Source organism: Aeromonas rivipollensis, assembly GCF_010974825.1.
GTDB classification, from domain to species: domain Bacteria; phylum Pseudomonadota; class Gammaproteobacteria; order Enterobacterales; family Aeromonadaceae; genus Aeromonas; species Aeromonas rivipollensis.
Genome location: NZ_JAAILA010000016.1, coordinates 1 through 23,484, shown reverse-complemented (window position 1 = coordinate 23,484; position 23,484 = coordinate 1). Strand labels below are relative to the sequence as shown.

Genomic DNA, 23,484 nt, shown 5'->3' with positions numbered 1-23,484 from the left:
GTAATTGGGACATAGCCTTTTTTTATGGGTGCAAAACCAGCTGTGCCCTTTGTCGGCCGTCAGGCCAATCCCGGGTTCAGCATTGTCCCCTCCTGGTCGATAACTCTTATTGTCGGGTCGATGGGGATGAGGGGTTGCTGGCATGGGGCTATGGGGTGAGGATCACGCCCCGCGGTCAAGATCCTATCTTTTCTCGACCCTTTTCATTATTTCTATAGAGACTTGCGTTGCTCCTGTCGGGGAATGCGGGTCTGGTTGGCATGCTGGCGCCCCATCGCGGGGCGGCACTCGGGAAACGGACGTAAGGGCTTTATATGGCGAGCATATTGGATTCAGTGGATCAACGTACCCAGCTGGTGGGGGAGAATCGCCTGGAGTTGTTGATGTTCCGGCTGGGTACCCAGCAGCTGTTTGCGATCAACGTCTTCAAGGTGCGGGAGGTGGTGAAGCTGCCCCATCTCAACAAGATGCCGGGCTCCCATCACAACATCAGCGGGGTGGCGAACATCCGCGGCGTCTCCATTCCCGTCATCAACCTGCGCGGCGCCATCGGCATGCGCCCCATGGCGGTCGACAACGAATCCAACCTCATCATCACCGAATACAACCGCACCATTCAGGGGTTCCTGGTGGGGCAGGTGGCCCATATCGTCAACATGACCTGGAAGGACATACTGCCGCCCCCCCGTTCGGCGGGTCGTGCCAACTACCTCACCGCCATCACCCGCATCCCGGAGGGAGGGGTCGACCAGATAGTCGAAATCATCGACGTGGAGAAGGTGCTGGCGGAGATCATCACCTATGACATCCGCATCTCGGCGGAGGTGCTGGACAAGGAGATACTGCCCCAGATGCAGGGGCGCCGGGTGCTCATCGTCGATGACTCCAGCACGGCGCGCAATCAAGTGCGCGAGACCCTAGCCCAGCTCGGCCTCGAGGTGATCGAGTGCCAGGATGGGCTGCAGGCGCTCAAGCTGCTCAAGGGGTGGTGCGATGCGGGCAAGAAGGTGACCGACGAGATCATGCTGATGATCACGGACGCCGAGATGCCGGAGATGGATGGCTATCGCCTGACCCACGAGGTGCGCAGCGATCCGCGCATGGCCGATCTCTTCATCACCCTCAACACCTCCCTGAGCGGCAACTTCAACGAGGCCATGGTCAAGAAGGTGGGGTGTGACCGCTTCATCTCCAAGTTCCAGCCTGATCTGCTGGTCGGGGTCACCCAGGAGCGCATGCGCCAGATCCTGGGGGTGTGAATAAATACGATGACAAAGCACCCGCCTCGGCGGGTGCTTTGTTTTAGGGACTAGCGGCCTATCACAAGGGGCTATTGGGTCAGCAGGGGCTCGATAAAGCTGGCGACCCGGTCGCGGATCTGGGGCTGCGCCGCTGCCGTGGGGTGGAGCCCATCGTTCATCATGAGTTCAGGGCGCAGCACAATATCATCGATAAAGAAGGGCATCAGCGGCAGGTCATTGGCCTGCGCCAGCTCCGGGAAAATCTGCTCGAACTGCTGCAAATAGCGGGCGCCATAGTTGCGGGGCAGCTGGATCTGGGTCAGCACCGTCTTCGCCTGGCTGGCCTTGGCCAGCTCCACCATCTTGGTGAGGTTGGCCCGGGTGATGGCGGGGGCAAAGCCGCGCAGGCCATCGTTGGCCCCCAGCTCGATCAGCACCCAGTCAGGCTTGTGCTCCTCGAGCAGGGTGGGCAGGCGGGCCAGCCCCCCCTGGGTGGTTTCACCACTGATGCTGGCGTTGATGAGCCTGTGCTCGCCACCCTGCTGCTGCCACTTCTCATTGAGCAGGGCAGGCCAGCTCTGTTCGGCCTGCATCTGGTAGCCGGCACTCAGGCTGTCCCCCAGTACCAGCAGGGTTTGCGCCTGGACCGATGAGATCCAGCAACACAGGCAACTCAAGACGAACAAGACACGCGTCATGCATTCAACTCCCACGATCTATTGTCATTACAGGTTAAGGCAAACAGGAAACGCATCATGAGTTCAACGCCCATTATCACCGTCAGGGGGCTCGGCAAAACCGTTCGCCTCGGCCAGGAAAGTCTCACCATCCTTGAAGGGATCGATCTGCAAGTCAATACCGGCGAGACGCTGGCCCTGGTCGGCGCCTCCGGATCCGGCAAGTCCACCCTGCTCGGCCTGCTGGCCGGACTCGACCTGCCGAGCAGCGGCGAGATAGAGATCCTGGGTCAGTCCCTGACCCGGCTGGACGAGGAGGGCCGGGCCAGATTGCGCGCCGAGCAGGTGGGGTTCGTGTTCCAGTCCTTCCTGCTCTTGCCCACCCTGAGCGCCCTGGAGAACGTCATGCTGCCGGCCGAGCTGCGCGGCGAGACCGACTGTGAGCCCAGGGCCCGCGAGCTGCTCACCCAGGTCGGGCTGGCCGAACGGCTGCACCACCTGCCGCCGCGCCTGTCCGGGGGGGAACAGCAGCGGGTCGCCATAGCCCGGGCCTTTATGACCCGCCCCAGCCTGCTGCTGGCGGACGAGCCGACCGGCAACCTCGACAGCAAGACGGGGGAGACTGTGATCGAGCTGCTGTTTCGTCTCAACCGTGAGCACAACACCACCCTAGTGGTGGTGACCCACGATCATGAGCTGGCCCAGCGCTGCCAGCGGCAGCTGGTGATGGCGGCGGGACGGCTGGAGGCGGATGCGCCAGCATCCGAAGCCACCTTGGCTCCCCGTGTCAGGGAGCTGTCATGAATCAATGGAAGAAACGGGAATTCAAGCCGCTTCGCCGGGAAGGGTTCAGCGGTGAGTTGCTGTTCTGGCTTGTGCAGGCGCCGGCGATGGGGAGCAAGTCATGAGTCAATGGAGACTGGGTTTCAAGCTGCTGCGCCGGGAAGGGTTCAGCGGCGAGCTGCGCTGGTTCGTGCTGGCGCTGGCCCTGAGCGTGGCCTGCGTGCTGAGCGTGGCCCTGGTGGCGGACCGGCTGGATGCGGGGCTCAAGGCCTCGGGCCGTGACTTTATCGGGGCGGATCGGGTGCTTCGCTCCGCCACACCGGCGCCCGAGGCCTGGCTCGCCCAGGCGAAGCAGGAGGGGCTCCTCGTCCAGACCACGGTCAGCTTCAACAGCATGCTGTTTCACGGCGACGGCCTGCAGCTGGCGTCCATTCGCGCCGTGCCGAGCGATTTCCCCTTCTATGGCAAGCTGGAGCTGATGCCCCAGCGCGCCCCGGCGCCCGGCGAGATCTGGCTCTCCGCCCGGGTGATGCAGTTGCTCGGCGCCAAACTCGGGGATGAGCTGGAGGTCGGCAACACCAGATTGAAGGTGGCGGGGGAGCTGGGCCAGGAGCCGGATCAGGGCTTCAGCCCCTTCCAAATGGCGCCAAGGGCGCTGATCCACAGCGCCGATATAGAGGCGACCGGCGCCCTCCTGCCGGGCAGCCGTCAGCAGTGGCGTTATCTCATCAAGGGGCCCCGGGAGGGGATCGCCCGCTATGAGCGCTGGCTGAAGTCCAGACTCACGGCCGGGCAGAAGCTGATCAAGCCCGACGATCAGGGCTCCCAGGTCGGCAAATCCCTGGCCAATGCCGAGCGCTTCTTCCGCCTGGCGTCCCTGGCCGGCGTCCTGCTGGGAGCGCTGGCCATGGGCATAGCGGTGCGTCACTTCGCCGAGCGCCAGACCAACATGGTGGCGCTACTCAAGACGCTGGGGGCGTCGCGGCGTACCCTCTGGCAACTGATGGGGACCCTCCTCGCCTCCCTGACCCTGATAGGTGCCCTGATCGGCCTGGTGGCGGGGAGCGCCATGCAGTGGCTGACGCTGCAACTGCTGGGGGATCTGCTGCCAGCTGATCTGCCACCGCCCTCCTGGCGTCCCTTTGCCCTGGGTCTGGCGGTCGCCTTCTTCATCACCCTGCTGCTGGCCTTCATCCCCTTCCTGCGCCTGCTCAAGGTGCCGCCGCTGCGGGTGCTGCGCCGGGAGCTGGAGGCGGGCATTCCCCCCTGGCTGACGGTGCCCGTGGGCCTGCTCGGTCTGTTCGCTCTGGTCTGGGGCTTTACCGCCGATGCCAGGCTGGCGCTCGGTCTCATCGGGGGCATGGGGTTGCTGATGGTGTTGCTGGCGCTGCTGGCCTCCGGGCTGCTGCGACTCGGTGGTCGGCTCAAGGGGCCCCATGCCCTGCGCCTCGCCATCAGCCACCTCTCCCGCGAGCGCGGCAGCGGCCTGTTCCAGCTGGCGGGCTTTGCCCTGGCGCTCATGCTGTTCGGGCTGCTGTGGGCGGCGCGGGTCGATCTGCTGGATGATTATTCCGCCCGTCTGCCCGCGGATGCCCCCAACCGCTTCCTGGTCAATGTGGCCGACGGGGAGCGCGACGGCATACTGGCGGACTTGCACAAGGCCGGTGCCATCACCTCGGACTTCTATCCCATGGTGCGCGGGCGCCTGACCCGGATCGCCGGTCAGGCGGTGGGTGAGGATGCGGCGCGGGAGGGGGTGAACCGCGAGCTCAACTTCACCACTACGGCGACCCTGCCCCCCGACAACCTGGTCACCTCGGGCCAGTGGCTCGGCGGCAAGGGGGAGGTCTCCGTCGACGAGGTGCTGGCTGGCCAGCTCGGCATCGCTCTGGGGGATGCCCTCAGCTTCACCATAGAGGGGCGCAGTTTCGAGGCCAGGGTGACCAGCCTGAGGTCCATCAAGTGGGACAACATGAGACCCAACTTCTACATGATCTTCTCGCCGGACGTGCTGGCCCCCTTTTCCCAGACCTGGCTTGGCAGCTATCGTCTGCCGCCACAAGGACGCAGTGCCGAGGTGGAGCTTATCCGTCGTCACCCCACGGTGAGTCTCATCGATGTAGAGGATCTGATTGGGCGGCTGACTGTGGTTTCGGATCAGGTGAGCAGGGCGCTGGGGCTGATGCTGGGGCTGGTGACTGTGGCCGCCCTGCTGGTGCTGCTGACCCAGACCCAGGCCAGTATGGCCGCCCGGCGTCGGGAGCTGCTGCTGATGCGCACCCTGGGGGCGGGCAGCAAACTGCTGGAGAAGATGCTGCGCTGGGAGCTGGTGGCCAGTGGCGCCCTGGCGGGGCTCTGCGCCGCCATGGTGGTGGAGCTCTGCTCCTTTGGCCTGCAGTGGTGGTGGTTCGATGGCCAGTGGCAGTTCCACTGGGCCATCTGGGCCGGCCTGCCCTTGCTGGGGGCCCTGCTGGTGACCCTGGCCGGTCAGGGCATGCGCCGTCAGCTGCTGGCGGGCACCCTGAGCGACCGGCTAAGAGGACTGGGGCAGGGGTTGCTGTAGGTTCGATTAGCCACGAAGTGGCGTAATCGGACTAACGGGGATGCTGATGCTTGGTTGCCAGCTACGCGAGCGTTCGATGACTAATCGACCCAGCACCCTTCTCTCAAAAAGCGCCCGGCCTTGGCCGGGCGCTTTTTTATGGATCTCAGCGCGGGGGCTGCAGCAGGTTGCCGAGGGCCTCGGGGAGCGCCGGATAGGTGAAGTGGAACCCCGCCTCCTGCAAGCGTGCGGGCAGTATGTGCTGACCGGTGAGCAGCAGATCGGCCGCCTCCCCCATCAGCAGCCGAAGCAGCTGGGCCGGCACCATGCAGAAATGGGGGCGATGCAGTGTCCTGGCCAGGGTCTGGCTGAACAGGCGATTGCTGACCGGCTGCGGGGCCGTGCCATTGAAGATCCCCTCGCACTCGTCGTGCTCGAGGAGAAACAGCATGGCCCGCACCAGATCCTGCACGTGGATCCAGCTCATCATCTGGCTGCCCGGGCCCATGGGGCCGCCGAGCCCCAGCCGATAGGGGGGCAGCATCCTGGGCAGAGCGCCCCCATCGGTGCCGAGCACCAGGCCGATGCGCACTACGCAGACCCGGGTCTGGGGGCTGCGGGCCTGCAGGGCCAGCTGCTCCCACCGTTGGCAGAGGCGGTGGGTGAACTCGTCGTGGGGATGGTGGCAGCGCTCATCCAGGGGCTCATCCCCCTGGCGGCCATACCAGCCGATGGCGGAGGCGTTCAGCAGCAATCTGGGGGGCGTGCTGGAGAGTTTGACGAGATCCACCAATTGTTCGGTCAGCAGCCAGCGGCTGTTGCACAGCAACTGCTTGCGGGATTCGCTCCAGCGGCCATTGGCGATGGGCTCCCCGGCCAGGTTGATGACGATGTCCACATCGTTGAGGTGGTCCAGCCGGTCCAGGTTGTCCAGCAGAGTGACATCATGGCCAAGCAGCTCATAGGCCCGGCTGCCCTGGCGGGTCAGCACCACCACCTCGTGTTGCACCTTGAGGTGTGCCACCAGGCGGCGGCCGATAAAGCCCGTTCCCCCCGTGATCAGTATCTTCATGTCCTGCCTCCCAGATGGCTGTTGGCTCTACTCTAGAGGCTGGGCACTGGATGGACAAGCTCCTGTTTTTATGAGCATTATAAATTCACTGTGGCGCCGCCTCGCACGCCTTGCGCCAGGGGGCTGGCGCTGGCGCAAGGCATGGGATCTGGAAGGGGAGTGGGGCTTGCCTCCCAGGGCGGGCGCCATTCGGGTTTCACCTGCGTGCATTATCATTGCTTGCCAAGCGGGCTGTGGCGGGTAAACTTGTCCGCTTTTTCGCCGTTACCATGAGGACGGTTATGCCATTTCGTCGTTTAAGGGTGCGTCAATTCTATGTCCGGCTGGTCTGTGCCCTGCTGGCGGGTCTGCTGCCCATGGTGCTGGGGCTCGCCGTCATCACCTGGCAGACCGCCACCGGGGTGCGGCAGGATGCGGTGGAGCGGCTGCAACACGCCAGGCTGATGTTTGACCGCACCCTGGACAACGCCCAGCAGGCGGCATCGGCCCTTGCCGGCAGTCTGAACAAGCCCTGCCTCGAGGTGGTTCAGGGGCTGCGGGATCAGGTGGCGACAGTGCCGGATGTGCGCAGCGTCAACCTGGCCGAGGGCACGACCATCTACTGCACCTCCCTCTATGGCCCGGTCAGCGGGGAGATCCAGCTGAACGACTACGTGGGTGGCAAGCTGGATCTGATGAAGGGCAACCCCGTCACCCCGAATCGCCCCCTCATCGTCTACCGGGAGGAGATCGGCGCCTTCAGCGTGCTGGTGGGGGTCGATGGTTACTACCTGCTCAACATTCTGGATATGCTGAGCCGCAACTCCCCCCTCGGGCTGGTGGTGGGTCAGAAGATGCTGCAGCGGGACAGCCAGCTCACCGATCGCCTCATCCCGTCGGACAGCCAGGGCTATCTGGAGGAGGCCTCCGGCAAGTATCCGTTCAAGGTGGTGACCCGAGTATCGGTCGATGAGTACAGGGCCCACATCTGGGACTACTCCAAGGTCGGCATCATAGTCTATCCCCTGCTGAGCGTGCTGTTCGGGGTGGGGATCTTCTGGCTGACGGGGCGCTCGACCTCCCCGACCCAGGAGCTGAAGCGGGCGCTGGATCAGCAGGAGTTCATCCCCTATCTGCAACCCGTGGTGACGGGGGAGGATGCACACTGGAGCGGCTGCGAGGTGCTGATGCGCTGGCAGCATCCCCGGCAGGGCATGATCTCGCCGGATCGCTTCATTCCGCTGGCGGAAGACAGCGGCCTCATAGTCCCCATGACCCGGCTGCTGATGGCCCAGGTGCGGGAGGCCTTTGCCCCCCTGGCGGACCAGCTGCCCAGGGGGTTCCACTTCGGTTTCAACATCAGCGCCAGCCACTGCAAGGATCTGAGCCTGCTGGACGATTGTCGGGACTTTATCGGCGCCTTCCGGGGGAACCCCATCAAGCTGGTGCTGGAGTTGACCGAACGGGAGCTGATAGTGGCGGACGAGACGACGGATCGGCTGTTTGCCGAACTGCATCAGCTCGGGGTCTTCATCGCCATCGACGACTTCGGCACAGGCCACTCCAGCCTGACCTATCTGCAGGCCTTCCAGGTGGACTTCCTCAAGATAGACAAGAGCTTCGTCGGCATGATTGGCTCGGATGCGCTCTCCAGCCACATAGTCGAGAACGTCATCGATCTGGCGACCCGGCTCGGTTTGCTGCTGGTGGCGGAAGGGGTGGAGAACCAGGTGCAGGCCGATTACCTGAAGGAGCGCCAGGTGAGCTTCCTGCAGGGCTACTTCTATGGCAGGCCCATGCCGATGACGGCCTTTGCCAGCCTGTTGCCCACCCAGACGTCGCCGTCAGCCTGAGGGAGCCGCGCCAAGGCGCTCGGCTCCAATGGCTTGCCGCCCGATCACAGGGGCTGACGGCGAGGCATAAAAAAACCAGCGACCCAGGTCGCTGGTTTTTTTCATCCCCGGAGGGCTCAGAGCATGCGGGACAGAGCGCGGCAGAGGCGCTTGATGCCCTCTTCCGTGGTGGCCTCATCCACACAGGAGAAGCTCAGGCGCAGGGTGTTCTGGATCTCGGGGCGCACATAGAAGGGGGCGCCGGGCACGAAGGCGACCTTCTCCTTGATAGCCTCGTCGAACAGGGCCATGGCGCTGATGCTGGGCGGCAGGGTCAGCCAGAGGAACATGCCCCCCTCAGGGCGGGTGTAGCTGACGCCGGGCGGGCAGTGACGGCTCAGGGCGGCCTCCATGGCGGCCCGCTGGCGGCCATAGACCTCCTTGATCTTCTCCAGATGAGCGTCGAGCGAGTGATCGGTCAGGAAGCGGTGCAGCACCTGCTGGCTGAAGGCGTTGCTGTGCAGATCCGTGGCCTGCTTGGCGATGGTGACCTTCTTGCGCAGCCAGTCCGGCACCAGCATCCAGCCCAGACGGAAGGCGGGCACCACCGTCTTGGAGAAGGAGCCGAGCAGCACTGTATTGTTCGGCGCCAGCTTGGCGATGGGGGGCAGGTGTTCACCCTCGAAGCGCAGCTCGCCATAGGGGTCGTCTTCCACCATCAGCAGATCGTGGCGCACCAGCCGCTCGGCCAGCGCTTCGCGGTTGGCACGGCTATAGGAAACCCCGCTCGGGTTCTGGAAGTTCGGCACGCCGTACAGCAGCCTGGCGCTGGAGCCCTGCTCCAGCAGCGCATCCAGCGCGGCCAGATCCAGTCCCTCTTCCCCCAGGGTGATGGGCTTGAAATTCGGTTGATAGACGGAGAACGCCTGGATGGCACCCAGGTAGCCCGGCTCTTCGATGATGAGATCCTGCCCTTCGTTCACCAGCACCTTGCCCAGCAGATCCAGCGCCTGCTGGGAGCCGCTGGTGATGAGGATGTTGTCCGGGTTGACCACCATGCCGTGGCGACTCTGGTAGCGATCGGCGATGTACTGGCGCAGCGGGGCGAACCCTTCGGTGGTGGCGTATTGCAGCGCCGCGGCGCCCTGCTCGCGCAGCACGTCCTGGCAGGCTTGCTCTATGGCCTTGACCGGGAACAGGTGGGGATTGGGCAGGCCACCGGCGAAGGAGATGATCTCCGGATTGGCGGCGACTTTGAGGATTTCACGGATAAAGGAAGGCTCGACCTTCTCGAAGCGCTGGGCAAAAAACGGCTGCATAGGGTTCTCTCTGACTAGGTGGCGGTCGCTCCATTCAACCGCCAGGTTATCCGTTTGTATCAGATTTCAGAAATGAGGCAATGGCTGTCACAAAAATCCATAAAAAAGGGCAGGTTTGGCACCTGCCCGAATTTTATCGTCTCTACCCTGGCCGGGGGCGCAAAAACCCCTGTCAGGTGTTCATCTGCCCTGAGCCTGGAGCCCGGGTTCTTTCAGCCTGAAGACGCAGATCATCGGCTCGGTGCTCAGAGCCCGGGTTCTTTCAGGAAACTGATCATCAGATCCGTGTTGGCACCGAGTTGCTGCTGGACCCGGCCCGGGAACAGTTCGGCCATCTTGTCGAGGCGGTCGTGCTCTGTGTGCCAGATCTTGCCCCACTGGGTCTCGCTGTCCCGATCGCAGGCGCTCTTGCTGGCCTCGTCGTAGCAGTCCCACAGCGCCGGGTTGGTGCTCTGGGAGTAGCCGTCATAGCCATCTTCCCCGTTGATGGTGAAGTTGGTGGCTTCCACGTAGGCGATGGGCACCCCCAGGCAGGCAAAAGGCGCATGATCCGACCAACTGCCGGTCTCTCCTTCCGGGTAGCCGCCGTAGCTGGGGTGAATGGCGAACGGGGTGGCGCCCTGCTTGGAGATGGCCAGCAGGCGGTCGCGCACCTTGGGATCGAAGCTGTAGCGGCTCGGCTCGGCGCAGCTGTACTCGGCCACGTCCGAATGGGCGGAGTGGACGTAGACGATGTCGCCCCCGGCTATGGTGTCGTAGTTCACCATGGCCAGCAGCTTGGCGACGGCGTCGGCATCCAGGCTGGCGGCATAGGCCTTGGAGCCGTTGAGGCCGTTCTCCTCAGCCCCGAAGAAGGCGAAGCGCACAGTGTAGGGCAGGGTTTGATCCTTGAGCGCCTCGGCGACCGCCAGCAGGGCCGCGACACCGGCACCGTTGTCGGTGGCACCTTCGGAGCCCTTCTTCTCGCCTGTGCTGTCGTAGTGGGCGCCGATGAGGATCACCTTGTCACTCTGGCCCTTGAGCTCGGCGACCAGGTTCTGGGAGTGCTTCTCGGTGCCGCTTCGGGTGTAGGTGAAGGGCTGGTTCTGCACCTCGTAGCCCCAGCCGGTCAGATGGTCCTGGATCCAGGCGGCGGCGCGGGTCTCGGCCTCGGTGCCCGTGGGTCTGGCACCTATTCCCTCGGCACTCGAGCTCAGCTGCACCAGGTATTCATAGGCCTGGGTGGCAGGGGCGGGGGGCTGGGAGTCATTGTCCGAGGGGTTGCACCCGGCCAGCAGGGCCGAGATGGCGAGGGTCAAAAGGGCTTTTTTCATACTGCAATCCTTTGTTGTGTATGGTTTTATTTTTCCGCGTCAGGATGCACCTGACGCCCCGCAGATTCTGTGAAGGGGGTGGCATTTGTCAACCGCAGTGGCGGAATTGGTCAGTCAGGGGGGATTTGTTTTGCGAAACACTTGCGCCTTGGGCCTATCTTGGGATAATTCGCTCCCCTGTTTTTGCCGATTGATGAAATAACGAACCACCCAGGTCGGCCTAAACCCGGATTGACCCCGGTTCTGTTACCCGGATTGATGAAATAACGAGACAATTATGCCTGTGACCCAAGATGTATTTAACGAAGACGGCAAGTTCATGCGCAAGATCCGCAGCTTCGTCCGTCGCGAAGGCCGCCTGACCAAAGGGCAGGAGAAGGCCCTGGAAGAGCTCTGGCCGGTCATGGGCATAGATTTCGCACCACAGCCCCTCGACATGGTGGCGCTGTTTGGCCGCGAAGCCCCGGTGGTGCTGGAAATCGGCTTCGGCATGGGCGCCTCCCTGGTGGAGATGGCCAGGAATGCCCCCGAGAAGAACTTCATCGGCATAGAGGTGCACTCCCCTGGCGTGGGTGCCTGCCTCGGCACCGCACAGGAGGCGGGCGTCACCAACCTGCGCGTCATCTGCCACGATGCGGTGGAAGTGTTGGAGCACATGATCCCGAACGGTTCGCTCGCCTGCCTGCAGCTCTTCTTCCCGGATCCCTGGCACAAGAGCCGTCACCACAAGCGCCGCATAGTGCAGCCGGCCTTTGCCCAGGACATCCGCCAGAAGCTCGCCATAGGTGGCGTCTTCCACATGGCCACCGACTGGGAAAACTACGCCGAGCACATGCTGGAAGTGATGAGCGCCGCCGAGGGGTACGAGAACACCTCCGCCACCGGCAACTGGGTGCCCCGTCCCGACTGGCGTCCGCTGACCAAATTCGAACAACGTGGCCACCGTCTGGGCCACGGTGTCTGGGATCTGATTTTCAAGCGTGTCAGCTGAGCTGGCACGTCAACTCGCGTATCAACTAACTTGAGGAGCTATCATGGCCAATCGTAGCCGCCGTCTGCGTAAGAAACTGCGCGTCGATGAATTCCAGGAAATGGGTTTCGACATCAGTTTCAACTTCCCGGTCGGCACTGCCGAAGAGACCATCGATGCGGTAGTCGATGCGATGATCGATGAGGTTGTTGAACCCCGCAAGCTGGCCTTCGCCGGTTCAGGCCACCTGGCCTGGGAAGGGATGATCTGCACCCAGCAACTGGGCAAGTGCACCGAAGAGGACCGCGCCGTCGTCAAAGCCTGGCTGGAAGGCAAGGGGATGGAGGCCGTGGTGGTCACCGAGCTGTTCGATCTCTGGTACGGTGAGCCGGCCTGATATCTGACTGCCTCTCGGGCAGATAGAAAATCCCGCCGCCGGCGGGATTTTTGTCGGTGAGCCTGGCCTCACCTCGTCTCACGTCATGGAATCGTCTATGGTGTTGTCATCCGAATTACTGGCCAGCATCCTGGAAGAGGTGCGCCCGCTGCTCGGGCAGGGCAAGGTGGCCGATTACATTCCCGCGCTGGCGCAGGTGCCGGCGGACAGACTCGGGATCGCTGTCTGCACCGTGGAGGGGGAGCTGTTCACCGCCGGTGACGCCTTCGAGCCCTTCTCCATCCAGAGCATCTCCAAGGCCCTGAGCCTGACGCTGGCGCTCACCCTCTATCAGGAGGAGGAGATCTGGGCCCGGGTGGGCAAGGAGCCGTCCGGTCAGCCGTTCAACTCCCTGGTGCAGCTCGAGTTCGAGCACGGTATTCCCCGCAACCCCTTCATCAATGCCGGCGCCCTGGTGGTGAGCGATCTGCTGGAGACCCGGCTAACCGCCCCGCGCCAACGCACCCTGGAGCTGGTGCGACGCCTCTCCGGTAATCCGGCCATCATGGCGGACCAGGTAGTGGCCCGCTCCGAATATCAGCACGCCGCCCGTAACGCCGCCATCGCCTACCTGATGAAGGCCTATGGCAACTTCGAGAACGAGGTGGACAAGGTGCTGCAGAGCTACTTCAATGCCTGCGCCATCCGCATGAGCTGCATCGATCTGGCCCGGGCATTCATCTACCTGGCCAACCGCGGCGCGCCGCTCGGCGAGAGCACACCGCTCTTGCCTGCCCGCACCACCAAGCAGGTCAACGCCCTGCTCGCCACCTGCGGCCTCTATGACGAAGCTGGCGATTTCGCCTACCGGGTCGGCATGCCGGGCAAGTCCGGGGTGGGGGGTGGCATAATGGCGCTAATCCCCGGTGAGCTGACGGTCTGCGTCTGGTCCCCCGAACTCAACAAGGCGGGCAACTCCCTGGCGGGCACGGCAGCGCTGGAGCTGCTGGCCGAGCGCCTCGGCCGCTCCATTTTTTAACTTTGTTCACTATGCATCGAGACAACATCATGAAACGAATGACTGGACTGTGGCGAAGCGGCCTGGCCGCCTTGCTGCTCTGGTGTGCCTGGCCCGCCCTGGCAGCCGAACTGCCCCCTCTCTCCCTGGCCGATGCCAAGGCGAAGCAGGCCGTGATCCTGGATACCCGCCCCAGCTACTTCTATCAGGGCTGGCCCATGGCGGGCGAGAAGCAGGGGGGCCACGTGGCTGGCGCCGAGAACCTCTCCGCCGAGTGGAAATACAGTGACGAAGAGTGGCCCAAGGCGCTCGCGAGCAAGGGGCTGAAGGCCGATCTGCCGGTCGCCCTCTACGGCGCCCCGCGGGAAGTGGCCGAGGTGGCCCGCCTGCTGCGCCAGCAGGGCATCAAGCAACTGTTCGAGCTGCAGGGTTGGCAGAGTGCGCCGCGCGAGCACCTGGCCCGCTGGCAGCAACTGGTCTACCCGCTCTGGCTCGCCGATCTGCAGGCAGGCAAGCCGGTGGCCGCCGCTCCCAAGGGGGACTGGAAGGTCTTCGAAGTCGACTGGGGTGCCCCCAAGGCCTATCTGCTGAGCCATATCCCGGGGGCCGGTTACATCGACACCAACCGCCTGGAAGAGGAGCCGCTGTGGAACAAGGTGTCTGACGAAGCCCTCAAGCAGCTGCTGCTGGAGAACGGCATCCGCCATGACACCACCGTCATCCTCTACGGTCGCAACACCATGGCGGCGGCCCGTGCCGCTCACCTGATGATGTATGCCGGGGTGGAAGACGTGCGCCTGCTGGACGGCGGCCTGGATGCCTGGTTCGTGCAGCACCTGCGCACCGAGACCGGCCTTGCCAACAAGTTTGAGCCGGTGAAGGAGTTTGGCGTGGCCATTCCGGCCCACCCCGAGTATTACACCACGCTAAGTCAGGCGAAAGAGTTGCTCAAGCAGCCCGATAGCGCCCTAGTCAGCGTGCGCACCTGGGACGAGTTTGTCGGCAACACCTCCGGCTACAGCTACATCAAGCCCAAGGGCGACATCCCAGGGGCCAAGTGGGGTCACGGCGGCGTGGATGCCAACAGCATGAGCGACTTCCACAACCCGGACGGCACCATGAAGCCGGCCCGCGAGATCCTCGCCATGTGGGACCAGTGGGACATAGCGCCCACCCAGCAGGCCGCCTTCTACTGCGGTACCGGCTGGCGCGCCTCCGAGGCCTTCTTCTACGCCTGGCTGATGGACTGGAAGCGGATCAGCGTCTACGACGGCGGCTGGTACGAGTGGAGCTCAGACCCCAAGAACCCCACAGTCACAGGTGAGCGCAAGCCGCAGGGCTGATAACGCCAATGCGTTGCCCACTCGAAGGCCGGACCCATGTCCGGCCTTTTTTCATCTGGGTATCCTGGCGCATCCCGCTGTTAACTCGCTGATTCAGCTCGCTGTTCTCATATTTTGGTGACACTCATTCGGGTGAGGGCGCTTGAGCTAGGCTTCAAGAAACATCCTCGTCCTGAGGATGCAGGAGGGAGAAGAGGCGGGCGATGAAACGACTGATGATGGTCCTGGTGTGCATGCTGGGGCTGGTGGCGTGCAGCTCTCAATACATCATGAGCACCCGGGACGGGAAGATGATTACCACCGACAGCAAGCCCAAGCTGGATGAGGACACGGGCATGTACCGCTACTACGACGAAGAGGGGCGGGAGATGTTGATCAACAAGGATGACATCACCCAGATCATGGAGCGCTGACCCTGACTGGCTGCTGGATGTGTTCACAGGGGCGTCTCGAAGGAGGCGCCCTTGCCATTTTCTGGCAGGCATTTATTCATCGTTACAAGAGGTGGCCCCATCCTTGGTCGACATGTCCAGCCAGGGTGACAGCCCTTAAATAATGAGGCTATACCTGCCTTCTTCATCCTCCTTTCTATGACTTGAATCCCATGGTGGTGCTGGCGATCCCGTTGTCTGGCTGGGATAAAAAGGCAATATTTTCCAATACAAATTCATCATGAATGGTGTCATATGACCTCATATTACATGGAGGTAAATGATGAAGATGGAATTTTGGCCCCCCAGGGCGACGCACTCTGTCCATATGCTGACGCTGATGCCGCCCCCTGCGCTCCCACCCAGGCTGCGGGAGTATATCTGCCGCGTGCTGAGCCTGGTTGCCAGTCTGCGTGAGCTGGAGGGAGACCTTGAGGGAACACGCCCCCAGCAAAACCGTCTGTGTGAGTCCCTGATGATATTGCTCGCGGAGATGGCCCAGCGGGCAGAGGATCCCGAGCTTGAACAGCTGTTCGGTGCCTTGTCGGAGAGCCTGGCTGGTGAGAGTCAAAAGAGCTCGATGTTGGCCGCGTCTTGGGCAGCAGGGCCCTCGCCGGGAGAGGGTGAGCGTTACCATCAAACCATCTGGGAGAAAGTGTGACATGGCATTTTACAATGGATTTCTGTTGAGTCTTTCTCTGTGCCTGGACATAGGCCTGGCCAACATGGCGATGATCACCCTGGCCATGTCTCGCGGTTTTTCCCACGGCTTCTGGCTCGGGGTGGGAACCTGTGTGGGGGATCTGATCTATGCCATGCTCGCCATGGCGGGCATGGCCGTGCTGTTGCAGTTTGAAATGGTGCGCTGGAGCCTCTGGATCTTTGGTTCGGTCACCCTGATCTGGTTGACCATCAAGATGGGCTACGCGGCGCTGCAGGCACAGGATGGCGAGTTGAATGGCGTTGCGCAGTCCGGGGGGCGCTGGCGCCTGTTCGGCCGCGGCATGGTACTGGCGCTCTCCTCACCGACCGCCATCCTCTGGTTCGCGGCCGTGGGGGGCGCCATCATCGCGAGGCAGGGGGCGGATCCCCTGAATGCCGGGCTCTTCCTCTCCGGCTTCTTCAGTGCGGGGATCTTCTGGGCCCTGGTGCTCTGCACCCTTGCCTATCAGGGCGGGCGGTTGCTGGGGGAGAAGATGGTGCGCTTCTCCTACCTGGCGTCGGCACTGATCTTCGCCTATTTCGCCTGTTACGTGATCTATCAGGGTTATGTCGAGTTTGTGCCGGGGGCTCCGTAGCGGCTCGGACTGATCCCCATGACGCGGCGAAAGGCGTTGCTCATGTGGCTCTGGTCATAGAAGCCCAGCGCCAGCGCTATCTGGGAGGGCTTCTCTCCTTGCAGCAGGCGGCGACGGGCCTCCATCAGTCTCAGCTGGTTGAAATAGTGGATGGGCGGAACGTGCAGCGCCTGCTGAAAGCTGCGAACCAGGTGGAATTTGGAGCAGCAGGCCACTTGGCAAAGATCATCCAGGCTGAGCTCCTGGCTGAGGTGGTCGCGCATGTAGTCAAGCAGTTGGGGCAGCCGCCCCTGCAGCAATCGCGGTGTGGGGTCGCTACTGCGTTGCAGGGCGGCGAGCAGGCGCACCAGCGCCTCTTCCCGCTGATTGGCCGAGGGGTGTCGATACAGATCCAGAATGGCGTCGAACAACGTCGGGATCTGGTGTACTCCCTCCATGAATGCGGGGGACGACTGGCCGGGCAGGAGTCCCGCCTCGTCCAGCAGACTCTTCACCCGCTCCTGTGACAGATGCAGGCTGATGAAGCGGGTATCTTCCCCAAAGGTGGAGGCCTGCATGGTCAAGGGGTTGTAGAGCGTTACCTGGCCTGGCGCTACCTCCTGCTCCTTGCCGTCAAACCAGATACGTTCCTGGCCGCTCAAGTTTGCCGAGAGCACATATTCCTCGTGGGTATGGCGAGGGTAACCCCCTCCCTGGCTGCTGATCAGGGCGACTTCCAGCTGTGGTTGGCGCGCAACCACCTCCATCCTTGGAGACATGACACATCCTTGTGATCCTGACTGTTTCGGGCTCTTTTTATAGCAGCTTTGCTGCTCGGTTGGTATCCACATGAGAATTGCTTTTTGCGATGTTTCCGATAAAGCAAGGGCTGCCCGCGGGCAGCCCTTCTGACGTCGGCGAGGCAGCAGAGATCTCAGCCCGTCAGTTCCCCCACCTGGCGGTTCACCTGACCGGCAAACAGCTGGTGGAAGCGGGAGGCCGGGTTGGCCAGCAGGCTGACCGGTGAGCCCTGCTCCACTACTGTGCCAGCCTCCATCACCACCACCTTGTCCACCGACAAGAGCGGCTCCAGATGGTGGGCTATCACCAGATAGCTGGCCTCGGGCCGGTAGCGATAGAGCAACTCCGCCATCTTGCGCATGCCGCCGTGGCTGAGATCAGAGGTGGCTTCGTCCAGCACTATAAGGGGGCGGCGTGACAGCAGGATGCGGGCGATCACCAGCAGCTGGGTCTCGCCGGCGGAGAGTTGCAGCCTGTCGAGATCCTCATCCAGCCGGCCGGCGCAGCGCTCGGCCAGACCCACTCGGGCCAGCGCCTGCTCCAGCGCGGCGTCGCTCTGCTCGCTCAGGGGGGCGAGATTGGCGCGCAGGGTGCCGAAGAAGGTGAGGGGGATCTGGGAGACGGTGTCGTACAGATTGCGCACCGCCTCCGGCGCCAGGGCAGAGAGCGGCTGATCGTTGTAGTAGATCTCCCCCTGGGAGCTTGGATACATGGCTTGCAGCACCCCGAGCAGGGAGCTCTTGCCTGCACCGGTACGACCGCAGACCCCCACCTTCTCGCCGGGGGCCAGCTCGAAGTTGACCCTGTGCAGGGCCCATTGGCTGGCACCCGGGTAGCGCAGCCCCAGGTTGTCGAAGCGCACCGCCGGATGGGAGGTGGCGAGGGCCTCTCCCTGCTGGCGCTCGCTCTCTATCTCGCTGTATTCCCGCACCCGCTCCACTGCATTCATCACCTGCTCCACCTCGGCGAAGGTACGGATCAGGGAGTTGAGCATGGCCGAGGCGGTGAAGGCGTAGGTGATGGCCACGGCCCCCAGCAGCGGGCTGTTGCCAAAGGCCACCATCAGCGCCACGGCTCCCACCAGGGCGGCGGAGAGCAGGGTCTGGTGCATGCCGAGCCAGCGGTTGATGGAGGTGGTGGTGTACCAGCTGCGCAGGTTGTTGTCATAGTGATGCAGCACCTGATCCAGGGCGAAGCGCTCGGCCCCGGCCAGACGCAGGGCGGGGGCGCCGCGAATGGTCTCGCTGATGCTGATATAAAGCGGGGAGCGCAGCACCGAGGACTGGCGCCGCAGCTTGAGCTGCACCGCCCGGTAGCGCCGTTGCAGCACGTAGAGTGCCCAGCCCACCAGGGGGGCGATGAGCAGCAGCAGGGGAATGTTGATGCCGATGACCACCACCTGCAGCAGCACAGAGACCAGCATACCGAACAGTCCCATCAGCATGGAGAGCAGCACCTCCTGGGCCTCCCCGAGATCCCGGTCGAAGCGGTTGAGGATGCGCCCCTGGGGCACCTTGTCGAAGAAGGCCATGGTGGCGCGGCTGATGCGGCCCAGCATGCCGTCGAACAGGGTCCAGGCCAGCTTGAGGCCGAGTTTGTAGTTGATGACCCGCACCACCATGATGCAGACGAGGGAGCCCGCCCCCAGCAGCACATAGATGCCGAGCAGGGTGCTCACATCGCTCACCTCGGCCTTGCCGCCGAGCCAGAGATCCGAGGCGATGCGCAGCCCCTCCTGACCTAGCGTGAGCAGCAGGGCGATCAGGATGGCGCCGGGGGCGGCCAGGCGCTGCCACATGAAGCCAAACAGTCCCCAGTCCACCTTGCCCTCCACCACCTTCTCCTCGCTGAACAGCTCCGCCTCCTGGGGCGCCACCAGAGGGGTGGGTTGCGGGTGCTGGATGAGATCCGCCAGCTGGTGGGCGCCTAGCTCCACCAGGCGGCCCTGCTCGATGCGGATCACCCGATCGCAGTGGGCCAGCACGTCCGGATCGTGGCTCACCAGCAGCCGGGTCGGCCCCGGCTTGAAGGCAAGCCCCTGCTCCAGCACCTGGGCCGAGACCATGGGATCCAGTGCAGACAAGGGGTTGTCCAGCAGCAGGATGTCGGCCTCTGCATAGAGGGCGCGGGCCAGGGCGACCCGCTGCTGCTGGCCGCCGGAGAGGCGGGTGCCAAGCTCCCCCACTAGCGTCTGATCCCCGTGGCTCAGCAGCCCCAGATCCGTGGTGAGGGCGCAGGCACCGAGCACCCAGTGGTAGCGATCCTCGTGCCAGGGCTGGCCGAACAGAATGTTGTTGCGGATGCTGTCGTTCATCAGCCAGGGCTTGTGGCCGAGGTGCGCCACCCGGCCGTTGCGGCGGATAGCCCCCTCAAAGCCGTTGTCAAAACCGGCTACCAGGTGCAGCAGGCAGCTCTTGCCCGCCCCGGTCGCCCCAGTGATCCCCACCAGCTCCCCCGGCTGTATGTTGAGGCTGACCTCTTGCAACACCGGTTTTTGCTGGTGAAGGGCTGTGACCTCTTCCAGCACCAGGCTGCCGACGGGCAGGCTGGTGTCGGTGAGATCCCTGTGCTGCTCCGGGCTGCTCAGAAACTCGCACAGCCGGTTGAAACCGGTATTGAAGTTGATCAGGGTACGGATGAGGTAAGGCAGCCGCATCATGGGGATCCGCAGCACGGCGAACAGGGCTATGGTAGTGAACACCTGGGGCAGGGTCAGGCTCTGGCCCGAGGCCAGATAGGTGGTGAAGGTGGCCAGGGTCACCAGCAGCGGGGTGCTCATCATCAGGAAGCTGTTGATGGCATCGAGCTTGAGCACCCGACCCAGCACCCCCAGCTCCTGCTGGCGCTTGGCGTTGGCCGCCCGGGTGAAGAAGGCGCTGAGACCGTTCTGGCGCACCAGCCGCAGCTTCTTGATGTATTCGGCCAGTATGCCGTTGCGCTCGTCCTGCTGACGCTTGAGCTGCTGCTCCTGCTGGTTCATGCGGCGCACCACCCGGGTGGAGAGCAGCAGCAGCAGGGTGAGCACCGCAAAGCCCACCAGACCGGCGCTGCCCACCTGCCACACCAGCAGGGCTATGGTGCCCGCCAGTTGCAGCGCCATGGTGAACGGCATGGCGGGGTCTGCCAGAATCCAAGTAATGTCCCACACGTCCCGGTTGATGAGGTTCTGTACCCGGCCGCCGGCCCTGTCGTCGAAGCTCTTGCCGCCGAGCTTCATCACCTTGGCGAGCAGGGACTCGGCCAGCAGGCGGCGAATGGGGACGTGCATCTTGAGCGCCAGCTGCAACGAGTGCTCCGCCAGCATGCCGGCGGCCAGCACAGAGGCGAACAGGGCGAAGGCGAGCAACAGCTTGTGGCCTGTGCTGGCCCCGGTGCCGAGCTGGGTCATGCTGTGGTTGAGCAGCCAGGGACTGGCCAGGGTGGCCAGCATGCCGATCAGCTGCAACAGGGTGAGCAGGCCGATGCGGCGGCGGTAGTGACGCCAGATAAAGGCCATGATGGGCCAGGGGCGCACCGGCGCAGCGGCGGTGAGCGCGAGGAAGGCGTCGGCCCGCTCGTCGCGCCTATCTTCCGGCAGCAGGGGGTAGAGATCGTCGAGACCGACCTGGGGCTCGGTCAGCCCCTTGCGTTGCAGCGGGCCCGTCCAGTGATAGAAGAGGCGGCTCAGCCAGCCGGCCGAGATTTCCGGATGATCCAAAGGGTGTCCTTGTTGTTTTGTGTTGCTTCCGACAGGGCGGGGCGGCTCATGGGCCGCCCTCGATATTCTTCTTATGGCGGGCTCGTCGCCCGCGGGGGATCAGCAGCCCCGGTTCAAGCGGATGAGTCTGTCCAGGATCTGCTCGCCGTCGACTCTCAGGCCGTTGTGCTCGTACTCGTTGGTGATCCAGGCGCGGCTGTTGCCAAGGCCCCTGAGGGTATCGCGGCTGTAGTCGAACTCCACGTACATGTCCTCGGCATAGACGGCGCAGGCCACAGGCACCCGGTTTCGGGCCAGTTGCGCCTGGTCGTAGAGGGGGCCCCAATCGGCCTTCTTGGCCAGCAGGTGGGCGGCCTCCTTGAGCGGCATCAGCTCGCGAAACTGCTCGAACATCCAGGGGAAGATCATCTCGCCGGTGAAGGTGAAATCCTTGCCGGGCGCCCAGGCAAGGGCCGGGAACTCGGCTCTGACCCGCTCGGCCGCCCAGTTGCTGGCGGCCCCTTCGGCGTAGATGGCCTCATGCAAAATGGCGAATACCGGGTTGGTGTTGAACGGCTGCATGGTCTGCACCTTGTAGAGGAAGGCGGGGTTGATCCGCTCGCCGATGAAGGCATCCTCCAGCAGGTAGTAGAGCTCCTCGAAGGCGCCGCTGGCGCCGAGATCCAGCCCCTGCTGCTGCAACTGCTCCACCGTCAGGCGCTGGCCGTTGGGCAGGCGCACGTCGTGGCGGTGCAGGTGATTGGCCAGCCGGTTGGCGATGGCCTGGGCATGGGGGAAGCGGGCGAAGAAGGCGCGGTTCTTGTCCGCCACCCTCTGGTAGGTGGCGCGGTAGACCTCGTCTGCGCTGCGACCTATGGGGGCCACGCCGCCGGTGAGGTAGACCTCGTGCAGGCTGTCCGGGAACAGGGAGAGATAGGTGAGGCTGCAAAAGCCGCCGAAGCTCTGGCCAAGCAGGCTCCAGGGCCGATCAGGGCTCAGGGTCTCGCGAACGTATTCGGCGTCCCGCACTATGCTGTCGGCGCGAAAATGGCTGAGATAGTCGGCCTGCTCCCCCGGGGTGAGCCCTGCCAGCGCCTCGGCGCTGATGGGGGTGGAGTGGCCGGTGCCGCGCTGATCGAGCAGCAGCACCCGAAATTCCTGCAGGGCCCGCTTGATCCAGCCGCCGCTCGCGGTCGGGCGCGGCGCGCCAAAGCCCGGCCCCCCTTGCAGATAGAGCAGCCAGGGCAGCTCATCGTCCAGCCTGTCCTGGCGACAGAGAGTGCGGCCAAACAGGGTGATGCTCTCCTCGTCATCCGGTTTCTGGTGGTCGAGGGGCACGGTGAAGAAGTGTGGCTCGCAATGGATGCCATCCAGCACATAGTGCAAGGGGCTGCTCATCTGGGGTCTCCCTGGGATCGGAAATCGTCGGCCTCATCATAGCCCCGGCTCGCAGACGGGTCACGCCGGTTTTCCCGATAATGAGCGGACCCATGACGAGGCCCTCTCCCAAGTGCCCGGCCGCTTTATTGTTGCGGACCGATTGACCTGGAACTGAACCGGGATCAAGATGAGCGGCCTGCCGAGGAGGGCAGGGGAGCTGGACACAACAGGATGAGGTGGGCTCGATGAAGCCGCGATGGATAAGGTTCAGAAAGAGAAGAAAAGAGACGGATCCTGAGGGAGTGCTGCAGGCGGGGTTGCTGGTTTTCAGCGCCACCTGCGGGGCGACCCTGTTGCTGGCGGCCTGCAACGGCGGCTGACAGCCATGAAAGGCCCATCCGGCAGGGTGGGCCTTTTCATTTGGCGCTGTCCCAGTTATGTGTTGAAAGGCTAACCTTGAAGTAGGTCATCACCCTGAGGGCCTCCATCATGGATACCCAAGCCTTTCAACATCTACTCTCTCTTTTCCCACAGCTCACTTTGCGCCAGCGTCGCCTCGCGCAACATGAACTCACCGCTCCTCACCCCATCACCTCTTTAGCCACCCAACTCCCCCCTTGCCAATGTTGCCCTCACTGCCAGGCCGAGGCCGCGCAGTTGGCTCCCTGGGGCTGGAGTCGAGGGCTGCGTCGCTATCGCTGCAAGCAGTGTCTGCGTACCAGCTCCGTTCTCACCAAGACGCCACTGGCCCGACTTCGCAAGGCACAGTGCTGGGAAGACTATGCCCAAGCCCTCATCGATGGGCTGACCGTGCGACAGGCTGCCGCCCGCTGCGGGGTCTGTAAAAACACCGCCTTTTTGTGGCGTCACCGCTTCCTGAAAGCCATGGCGAGCCACCAGGCGGCACGGGAAGGGGGTATCGTCGAAGTCGATGAGACCTTCTTCCTGGAGTCGTTTAAAGGGCAACGTGGTTTGCCCCGCCCGGCCCGCCATCGTGGGGGCAAAGGCCGTACCCGAGGCACAGGGTCGGATTACATCCCGGTGATGGTGGTTCAGGACCGGGCTGGTCACCATGCGGATTTTCAGTTGGAGAAAATGAATGCCGAGACGGTGATAGCGGTTTTGACACCCCTTGTCTCGTCAGATGCGGTGTTGTGTAGCGATGGCGCCGGGGTGTATGCCAGTTTCAGCAAAGCGCAGGGAGTGACCCATCAGGTCGTGCGCAATCGTCAAGGTGAACGCGTGGTTGGCGCGTACCACATCCAGCATGTAAACGGATATCACCGTCGGTTGAAAGAGTGGATGGATCGGTTCCATGGGGTAGCGACCCACTATCTGAGGAATTATCTGGGTTGGCGAAGGATGCTGGAGCGCTATGGACGGGAAGTGACTATCCCACGTTGCTTGCATGAGGCGCTGGGGCGCCCCATGCAACACGTAATTGGGACATAGCC

At 63.5% G+C, this 23,484-nt stretch carries 19 protein-coding genes; 12 read left to right on the top strand and 7 right to left on the bottom strand.

The window, feature by feature from the left end; all coding sequences use genetic code 11:
• Nucleotides 1-314: 314 nt before the first annotated feature.
• Complete coding sequence (locus G4923_RS12245) at nucleotides 315-1,259, top strand: chemotaxis protein CheV (RefSeq protein ID WP_163137216.1); 945 nt, start codon at nucleotides 315-317, stop codon at nucleotides 1,257-1,259.
• Between the two features lie 71 nt (nucleotides 1,260-1,330).
• On the opposite strand, the gene G4923_RS12240 is transcribed toward G4923_RS12245, so the two are convergent.
• Nucleotides 1,331-1,939, bottom strand: a complete 609-nt coding sequence (locus G4923_RS12240; protein ID WP_106887731.1) for an arylesterase — start codon at nucleotides 1,937-1,939, stop codon at nucleotides 1,331-1,333.
• A 57-nt stretch (nucleotides 1,940-1,996) separates the two neighbouring features.
• On the opposite strand from G4923_RS12240, the gene G4923_RS12235 reads away from it, so the two are divergent.
• On the top strand, nucleotides 1,997-2,722 hold the full coding sequence (locus G4923_RS12235) for an ABC transporter ATP-binding protein (RefSeq protein ID WP_043132953.1): 726 nt from the start codon (nucleotides 1,997-1,999) through the stop codon (nucleotides 2,720-2,722).
• A 100-nt stretch (nucleotides 2,723-2,822) separates the two neighbouring features.
• A complete protein-coding gene (locus tag G4923_RS12230) occupies nucleotides 2,823-5,264 on the top strand; it encodes an ABC transporter permease (RefSeq protein WP_163137215.1) in 2,442 nt (813 codons plus the stop codon).
• Nucleotides 5,265-5,409: 145 nt separating this feature from the next.
• Here G4923_RS12230 and G4923_RS12225 read toward each other — a convergent pair whose 3' ends face one another.
• Nucleotides 5,410-6,315, bottom strand: coding sequence for a TIGR01777 family oxidoreductase (locus G4923_RS12225; protein WP_163137214.1), 906 nt, complete (start codon nucleotides 6,313-6,315; stop codon nucleotides 5,410-5,412).
• 281 nt (nucleotides 6,316-6,596) lie between these two features.
• Here G4923_RS12225 and G4923_RS12220 point away from each other — a divergent pair, with 281 nt between their 5' ends.
• Complete coding sequence (locus G4923_RS12220) at nucleotides 6,597-8,147, top strand: EAL domain-containing protein (protein ID WP_111911976.1); 1,551 nt, start codon at nucleotides 6,597-6,599, stop codon at nucleotides 8,145-8,147.
• Between the two features lie 116 nt (nucleotides 8,148-8,263).
• Here G4923_RS12220 and G4923_RS12215 read toward each other — a convergent pair whose 3' ends face one another.
• Together G4923_RS12215 and G4923_RS12210 are read right to left on the bottom strand one after the other, a co-directional pair.
• Complete coding sequence (locus G4923_RS12215) at nucleotides 8,264-9,445, bottom strand: aminotransferase-like domain-containing protein (protein ID WP_139745452.1); 1,182 nt, start codon at nucleotides 9,443-9,445, stop codon at nucleotides 8,264-8,266.
• Nucleotides 9,446-9,690: 245 nt separating this feature from the next.
• Nucleotides 9,691-10,758: a M28 family metallopeptidase gene (locus G4923_RS12210; RefSeq protein WP_163137213.1), complete on the bottom strand. Its 1,068-nt coding sequence runs from the start codon at nucleotides 10,756-10,758 to the stop codon at nucleotides 9,691-9,693.
• A 277-nt stretch (nucleotides 10,759-11,035) separates the two neighbouring features.
• On the opposite strand from G4923_RS12210, the gene trmB reads away from it, so the two are divergent.
• The 7 genes from trmB (at nucleotide 11,036) to G4923_RS12175 (ending at nucleotide 16,194) form a co-directional block, all read left to right on the top strand.
• The gene (gene trmB, locus G4923_RS12205) at nucleotides 11,036-11,749 is read left to right on the top strand and encodes a tRNA (guanosine(46)-N7)-methyltransferase TrmB (RefSeq protein WP_163137212.1); all 714 of its coding nucleotides are present in this window, start codon (nucleotides 11,036-11,038) and stop codon (nucleotides 11,747-11,749) included.
• 43 nt (nucleotides 11,750-11,792) lie between these two features.
• Nucleotides 11,793-12,125: a YggL family protein gene (locus G4923_RS12200; protein ID WP_106887723.1), complete on the top strand. Its 333-nt coding sequence runs from the start codon at nucleotides 11,793-11,795 to the stop codon at nucleotides 12,123-12,125.
• A gap of 97 nt (nucleotides 12,126-12,222) precedes the next feature.
• Nucleotides 12,223-13,143 (top strand): glutaminase B, encoded by a 921-nt coding sequence (gene glsB, locus G4923_RS12195; RefSeq protein ID WP_163137211.1) that lies wholly within the window; start codon nucleotides 12,223-12,225, stop codon nucleotides 13,141-13,143.
• A gap of 38 nt (nucleotides 13,144-13,181) precedes the next feature.
• Nucleotides 13,182-14,465, top strand: a complete 1,284-nt coding sequence (locus G4923_RS12190) for a rhodanese-like domain-containing protein (protein ID WP_411167257.1) — start codon at nucleotides 13,182-13,184, stop codon at nucleotides 14,463-14,465.
• A 203-nt stretch (nucleotides 14,466-14,668) separates the two neighbouring features.
• Nucleotides 14,669-14,878 (top strand): YgdI/YgdR family lipoprotein, encoded by a 210-nt coding sequence (locus G4923_RS12185; protein ID WP_106887720.1) that lies wholly within the window; start codon nucleotides 14,669-14,671, stop codon nucleotides 14,876-14,878.
• A gap of 298 nt (nucleotides 14,879-15,176) precedes the next feature.
• A complete protein-coding gene (locus G4923_RS12180) occupies nucleotides 15,177-15,557 on the top strand; it encodes a hypothetical protein (protein ID WP_163137209.1) in 381 nt (126 codons plus the stop codon).
• 25 nt (nucleotides 15,558-15,582) lie between these two features.
• Nucleotides 15,583-16,194 carry a LysE family translocator gene (locus G4923_RS12175; RefSeq protein ID WP_205597179.1) on the top strand — a complete coding sequence of 204 codons (612 nt, stop codon included), beginning with the start codon at nucleotides 15,583-15,585 and terminating at the stop codon, nucleotides 16,192-16,194.
• On the opposite strand, the gene G4923_RS12170 is transcribed toward G4923_RS12175, so the two are convergent.
• From G4923_RS12170 to G4923_RS12160, 3 genes are all read right to left on the bottom strand, one after another.
• A complete protein-coding gene (locus tag G4923_RS12170) occupies nucleotides 16,164-16,952 on the bottom strand; it encodes a helix-turn-helix domain-containing protein (protein ID WP_163137208.1) in 789 nt (262 codons plus the stop codon). The genes G4923_RS12175 and G4923_RS12170 overlap by 31 nt on opposite strands.
• A 155-nt stretch (nucleotides 16,953-17,107) precedes the next feature.
• Nucleotides 17,108-20,671: an ATP-binding cassette domain-containing protein gene (locus G4923_RS12165; protein WP_163137207.1), complete on the bottom strand. Its 3,564-nt coding sequence runs from the start codon at nucleotides 20,669-20,671 to the stop codon at nucleotides 17,108-17,110.
• 99 nt (nucleotides 20,672-20,770) lie between these two features.
• Complete coding sequence (locus G4923_RS12160) at nucleotides 20,771-22,048, bottom strand: alpha/beta hydrolase (protein ID WP_163137206.1); 1,278 nt, start codon at nucleotides 22,046-22,048, stop codon at nucleotides 20,771-20,773.
• Between the two features lie 471 nt (nucleotides 22,049-22,519).
• On the opposite strand from G4923_RS12160, the gene G4923_RS12155 reads away from it, so the two are divergent.
• Complete coding sequence (locus G4923_RS12155; RefSeq protein ID WP_163137205.1) at nucleotides 22,520-23,482, top strand: IS1595 family transposase; 963 nt, start codon at nucleotides 22,520-22,522, stop codon at nucleotides 23,480-23,482.
• Nucleotides 23,483-23,484: the final 2 nt, after the last annotated feature.